This window comes from Vibrio sp. 10N.222.48.A3 (genome assembly GCF_041475345.1).
Taxonomy (GTDB): Bacteria; Pseudomonadota; Gammaproteobacteria; order Enterobacterales; family Vibrionaceae; genus Vibrio; species Vibrio tasmaniensis_A.
Window position 1 is genome coordinate 1 of sequence record NZ_JBFRVX010000861.1, and the last position, 1,264, is coordinate 1,264.

The following is a 1,264-nucleotide window of genomic DNA, read 5'->3' on the forward strand; positions in this document are numbered from 1 at the left end:
ATTCATAACTATCCAAGCGTAATAAAAATATTTATTGACCAAATTTCCACCTTTTTTAAGGCTAATGCGCCACCAATAAGACTTTAATTCAGAATATTTACCTAGCCCACCGTCAATATAAAAACCTAAATCTCGTTGCACCAACAGTGTGAACCGTTGCACTATTTACATTCAGTTAACATTTGGTCATTCTAATTGTGTTCGGATTTGTGATTTCATTCAAAATTCTTTTTAAATTATACATTTGTGAAACTACGGATCCTTTCCTAACCTTATAAACAGTTGTTTAAATCGCACACGGTTTCATTTGCAAAATGCAACTCGCTTAATTTGAGCAACAAGGTCATAGACAACGCAACACACAAGAGACACTCAAACGAGTATGAGTATCAGGTGTCACCTGGTTAACAAGGAAGGATACAAATGACAAATAAACTAACACTTCTTGCTTCAGTAGTAGCTGCATCAACTGCGATGATGGCAACATCAGCATCAGCGGCAGAAAGCACTCTGGACAAAGTCACATCTCAAGGTTTTCTAACTTGTGGTGTAAGTACAGGTCTTCCAGGGTTCTCTAACCCTAACTCAAAAGGTGAATGGGAAGGAATTGATGTTGAGTATTGTCAAGCTCTTGCAGCGGCTGTACTCGGTGACAAGACTAAAGTTAAGTATGTACCGCTAACAGCAAAAGAGCGTTTTACCGCGCTTCAATCTGGTGAAATAGACGTACTATCTCGTAACACAACATGGACGCTACATCGTGACACTGCTCTAGGTTTGAACTTCGTAGGCGTTAACTACTACGATGGTCAAGGCTTCATGGTTAAGAAAGAACTTGGACTAACAAGTGCTCAAGAACTAGATGGCGCTTCAGTGTGTGTTCAATCAGGTACAACGACTGAACTTAACCTAGCCGATTACTTCCGTAACAGTGGCATGTCTTACAAGCCAGTGGTATTTGATACGGCAGCACAAACATCAAAAGGTTTCGACGCGGGTCGTTGTGATGTTCTTACAACTGACCAATCTGGTCTATATGCTCTTCGCCTAAATCTAGCTGATCCTAAATCTGCACAGGTACTTCCTGAAATCATCTCTAAAGAGCCACTAGGCCCTGTTGTTCGTCAAGATGATGACAAGTGGTTCAACGTTGCTAAATGGACCCTTTCTGCAATGATTAACGCAGAAGAGTACGGCATCTCTTCTAAGAATGCTGACGAAATGCTTAAGTCAAAAGATCCAAACATCAAGCGTATTCTTGGTG

1 protein-coding gene is annotated in these 1,264 nt (G+C 40.7%); it reads left to right on the forward strand.

The window, feature by feature from the left end; genetic code table 11:
• Positions 1 to 423: 423 nt before the first annotated feature.
• Positions 424 to 1,264, forward strand: an 841-nt coding sequence (locus tag AB4653_RS20950) for an amino acid ABC transporter substrate-binding protein (protein ID WP_372105234.1), incomplete at its 3' end; no start/stop codon positions are given.